General features: G+C 44.8%; 4 protein-coding genes and 4 tRNA genes. 7 read left to right on the top strand and 1 reads right to left on the bottom strand.

Annotation, left to right across the window (positions count from 1 at the left end; translation table 11 throughout):
- Window positions 1-186: 186 nt before the first annotated feature.
- The gene (gene murB, locus EDF88_RS24605) at window positions 187-1,215 is read left to right on the top strand and encodes a UDP-N-acetylmuramate dehydrogenase (RefSeq protein WP_134187901.1); all 1,029 of its coding nucleotides are present in this window, start codon (window positions 187-189) and stop codon (window positions 1,213-1,215) included.
- Window positions 1,212-2,174: a bifunctional biotin--[acetyl-CoA-carboxylase] ligase/biotin operon repressor BirA gene (birA, locus tag EDF88_RS24600; protein WP_064515267.1), complete on the top strand. Its 963-nt coding sequence runs from the start codon at window positions 1,212-1,214 to the stop codon at window positions 2,172-2,174. The genes murB and birA overlap by 4 nt, the downstream gene beginning before the upstream one ends.
- Before the next feature lie 29 nt (window positions 2,175-2,203).
- Here the strand turns inward: birA and coaA are convergent, their stop codons facing one another.
- Window positions 2,204-3,154 (bottom strand): type I pantothenate kinase, encoded by a 951-nt coding sequence (gene coaA, locus EDF88_RS24595; RefSeq protein WP_064515269.1) that lies wholly within the window; start codon window positions 3,152-3,154, stop codon window positions 2,204-2,206.
- A 576-nt stretch (window positions 3,155-3,730) separates the two neighbouring features.
- Between coaA and EDF88_RS24590 the strand changes: the two genes are divergently transcribed.
- The 5 genes from EDF88_RS24590 to EDF88_RS24570 all read left to right on the top strand — a co-directional run.
- Window positions 3,731-3,806, top strand: a tRNA-Thr gene (locus EDF88_RS24590).
- Between the two features lie 10 nt (window positions 3,807-3,816).
- Window positions 3,817-3,901, top strand: a tRNA-Tyr gene (locus tag EDF88_RS24585).
- Between the two features lie 119 nt (window positions 3,902-4,020).
- Window positions 4,021-4,095: transfer RNA gene (locus tag EDF88_RS24580), tRNA-Gly, on the top strand.
- 5 nt (window positions 4,096-4,100) lie between these two features.
- Window positions 4,101-4,176 (top strand) — tRNA-Thr (locus tag EDF88_RS24575).
- Between the two features lie 111 nt (window positions 4,177-4,287).
- Window positions 4,288-4,383, top strand: a 96-nt coding sequence (locus tag EDF88_RS24570; RefSeq protein WP_001967706.1) for a GTP-binding protein, incomplete at its 3' end; no start/stop codon positions are given.

The following is a 4,383-nucleotide window of genomic DNA, read 5'->3' as shown; positions in this document are numbered from 1 at the left end:
TGGGGTCTCCCCATGCGAGAGTAGGGAACTGCCAGGCTCCAAATAAGTGGAAAGCCCTGTACTGACGTACAGGGCTTTTTGCTGTCTGTAATTTATGCGATCACCCGTCATATCCGCCTCTGAGCAAGCCAACCCCCGCCATATAAGGTAAACTAACCGGGTTTAAACTCAGGAAAGATACCCAACATGAGCACTTCTCTTAAACCTTTCAATACATTCGGTATTCAGGCTAATGCTTCGCGTATTGTCATTGCTGAAACCGTGGAACAATTAAAGGATGCCTGGAGTGAAGCAGTGGCAGCAAATATGCCAGTGTTGATTCTGGGCGAGGGGAGTAACGTTCTCTTTCTTGAGGATTATTCCGGAACTGTAATTATCAACCGTATTTCAGGTATAGAAGTGACGGAAGAAAATGATGCATGGCATCTGCATGTTGGTGCAGGTGAAAACTGGCATCATCTGGTTGAAAATACCTTACAGCAAGGAATGCCGGGGCTTGAAAACCTAGCTTTAATTCCGGGATGCGCCGGATCTTCACCGATTCAAAATATTGGCGCGTATGGTGTTGAGCTTAAAAACGTCTGCCATTACGTTGATTGTATTGATTTAATCAGCGCTGAGATTCATCGCCTGGATAATTCACAGTGCCAGTTTGGCTATCGTGACAGTATTTTTAAGCATGAATATCAGAGCCACTATGCAATCATTGCCGTGGGATTACGTTTGCCAAAACAATGGCAGCCGGTATTAAATTATGGTGACTTAGCCCGTCTTGATGCTGAAAATGTCACCCCTCAGGAAGTATTTGACGCAGTTTGCCATATGCGCATGACAAAACTTCCTGATCCACGTGTTAATGGCAATGCGGGGAGCTTTTTCAAGAATCCAGTCGTTGATGCCGAACAGGCTTCTGTACTACTTGCGGCTTTCACTAACATTCCACATTATCCTCAGCCAGACGGATCAATAAAACTGGCGGCAGGTTGGTTAATCGATCAGTGCCAGTTGAAAGGCTACAAGGTAGGTGGGGCGACAGTGCATCAACAACAAGCTTTGGTATTGATAAATGAGAGTGGTGCTTCAAGTCTGGATGTTGTGGGTTTAGCGCACCTTGTTCGTCAGCGTGTTGGGGAGAAATTTAATGTGTGGCTGGAGCCAGAAGTCCGTTTCATCGGAACATGTGGTGAAGTTAGTGCAGTGGAGACAATTGCATGAAAGATAATACAGTCCCACTCACGCTAATTAGTATCCTGGCCGATGGCGAGTTTCATTCTGGTGAGCAATTAGGCGAGCAGCTCGGCATGAGTCGTGCGGCCATAAATAAGCACATTCAAACTCTGAGAGACTGGGGAGTTGATGTTTTTACCGTCCCAGGGAAAGGCTATAGCCTCCCGGACCCTATCCAGTTACTGAATGAAGAACTGATAAAATCGCAAATTGAAACAGGCTCAGTTGCGGTATTACCTGTCATTGATTCGACTAACCAATATTTACTCGATCGTATTGAATCACTTCAGTCCGGTGACGCGTGTATTGCTGAATATCAACAAGCCGGTCGCGGGCGTCGTGGTCGGCAATGGTTTTCACCTTTTGGGGCTAATCTTTATCTTTCTATGTTCTGGCGACTCGAACAAGGTCCCGCAGCTGCGGTCGGCCTAAGCCTTGTCATCGGAATTGTGATGGCAGAAGTGCTGCGTGAATTAGGTGCTGAAGATGTCCGAGTTAAGTGGCCAAATGATCTCTATCTCAATGATCGCAAGCTTGCCGGCATTCTTGTTGAGTTAACTGGGAAAACAGGTGATGCGGCACAAATTGTTATCGGTGCAGGTATCAATCTTGCGATGCGCAATGTGGCAACTGACGTGATTAATCAAAGCTGGATTAATCTCCAGGAAGCTGGAATTAATATAGACCGCAATGCACTGGCCATTAGAATAATAAAAGAACTACGTAAGGCATTATATTTATTCGAAGATGAAGGTTTAATACCATTCCTTCCACGTTGGGAATTGCTCGATAACTTTATTAATCGCCAAGTGAAGTTAATTATTGGCGACAAAGAAATTCATGGTATTTCACGAGGAATTAATGAACAAGGCGGCTTGCTGTTAGAACAAGATGGCGTTATTAAACCATGGGTTGGTGGAGAAATATCACTGCGTGGGGCAAATTAATGATAATGGGGGATTAAATCCCCCATTATCTATTTTCTGAGTCTTACACAGTCCACTTCATGATTTGCACTTTTCGTCATGATTAAGCTGGCCCGCTCGCGGGTAGGTAGAATATTTTCTTTTAAATTCAGCCAGTTGATCTCTTTCCAAAGTTGCAGTGCAACATTCACAGCTTCATCTTCTGGAAGTTTCGCGTAACTATGAAAATAAGAGTCTGGATCGGTAAATGCACCCTCACGGAACTTCAGGAACCGCGTGATGTACCAATCTTGCAGTAGATCTTCAGGGGCATCGACATATATAGAGAAATCAACAAAATCCGATACAAATACATGATGCGGATCGTGGGGATAATCCATACCACTCTGCAAAACATTTAATCCTTCAAGAATTAGAATATCAGGCTGAGCAACCGTTTTATCGCCATCAGGTATGACATCATAAATAAGGTGAGAGTAAACCGGAGCCGTCACATTTGGCACCCCAGATTTAATATCAGAAACGAATTTCACCAAACGATGCATATCATAGGATTGTGGGAATCCTTTTTTCTTCATCAGATTGCGTTCTTTCAACACGTTATTCGGATGTAGAAACCCATCAGTAGTAATCAACTCTACGCTGCGGTGTTCAGGCCAGCGGCTAAGTAAGGCTTGTAACACGCGAGCAGTTGTACTTTTACCTACAGCGACACTACCGGCAATACTAATGACGTACGGAATACGCTGTCCATTAGTGCCTAAAAATTGCTCTAATACAGCCTGCCGACGCAGGTTTGAACTGATATAAAAATTCAATAGGCGTGAGAGTGGCAGGTAAATTTCAGCCACTTCTTCTAACGAGAGATCCTCATTGATACCTTTCAACCGAGCGATTTCACCTTCGGTCAGTGTCATCGGTACTGAGTCGCGCAAGGCTGCCCACTGGTTGCGGTTGAACTGCATATAAGGAGTCGTCAACATTTGCTCTTTATTACTCATAAGCATGCTTCTGCCTGTAATTCAGGACAAAAATGAACGTAGTACGCAGACTGAGAAAAGGGGACCCATCTCAGGTAATCAAAGGCGTGCAACGTATATTACTTTTCACAATGGGCAGGAGGGTAACACCAGATGAGGGATAATAATAAGAAAAAAAGAAAGTGGTGATGCTTTCAGAGGAAGGTATCACGTTGTAGCGCGGCGTTAATTCGTTATGCACCGTATAAATGCTTAAGTTTACGGCTGATGATGCTGGGCTGACATTGAACCAAGTAATGAAGGTGTCTAAAAGCAGTAATAGTGAGTGAATCCATCCTTCTAAAGTAAATGAAGAGAGATTAGAACAGTGGCATAGCACTAAAAGAAGCTGCTTTGTAAGGAATGCATGTAGTAGAAGAGCACAAGAACGCTATTTTTTATAAATCATCACAGTCTTTGATGTACAAAATCAGTCCGAAATGCCGTTTAATTCATCATTTTTACGAGCCATTGCGCAAAATATAAGCGGTAGTGCATTTTCTTTAATTTTTTTGTTGCATCAAAGCGCTGCTCTTCCTAGAATGCGCGCTACTTGATGCCGACTTAGCTCAGTAGGTAGAGCAACTGACTTGTAATCAGTAGGTCACCAGTTCGATTCCGGTAGTCGGCACCATCAAGTGCTTGGTGGGGTTCCCGAGCGGCCAAAGGGAGCAGACTGTAAATCTGCCGTCATCGACTTCGAAGGTTCGAATCCTTCCCCCACCACCATTTTCAGGCCACGCTATGCGTAGCCCGAGGCGACGAGATCCAACAAGTCGACTCGAATACTGAGGAGCCTCTCCTCAGGCTCTATACAGAATTCAAGCAGGTAGCCGAGTTCCAGAGATGCGGGCATCGTATAATGGCTATTACCTCAGCCTTCCAAGCTGATGATGTGGGTTCGATTCCCACTGCCCGCTCCAGATGTGCTGATATAGCTCAGTTGGTAGAGCGCACCCTTGGTAAGGGTGAGGTCGGCAGTTCGAATCTGCCTATCAGCACCACCTCCTTTATCCTCCCTGTTTCTCTTCTGTTAGTGAATTCAACAAATTCAGGCTTTCGCCTGGTTGATGTGGTGATATCACCGATTTATCCGTGTCTTAGAGGGACAATCGATGTCTAAAGAAAAATTTGAACGTACAAAACCGCACGTCAACGTCGGTACTATCGGCCACGTTGACCATGGTAAAACCACTCTGACTGCAGCAATC

This window comes from Buttiauxella sp. BIGb0552 (assembly GCF_004366275.1).
Taxonomy (GTDB): Bacteria; Pseudomonadota; Gammaproteobacteria; order Enterobacterales; family Enterobacteriaceae; genus Buttiauxella; species Buttiauxella gaviniae.
Note: the sequence above shows the minus strand (reverse complement) of the source record. Positions and strands in the feature narration are given on the sequence as shown.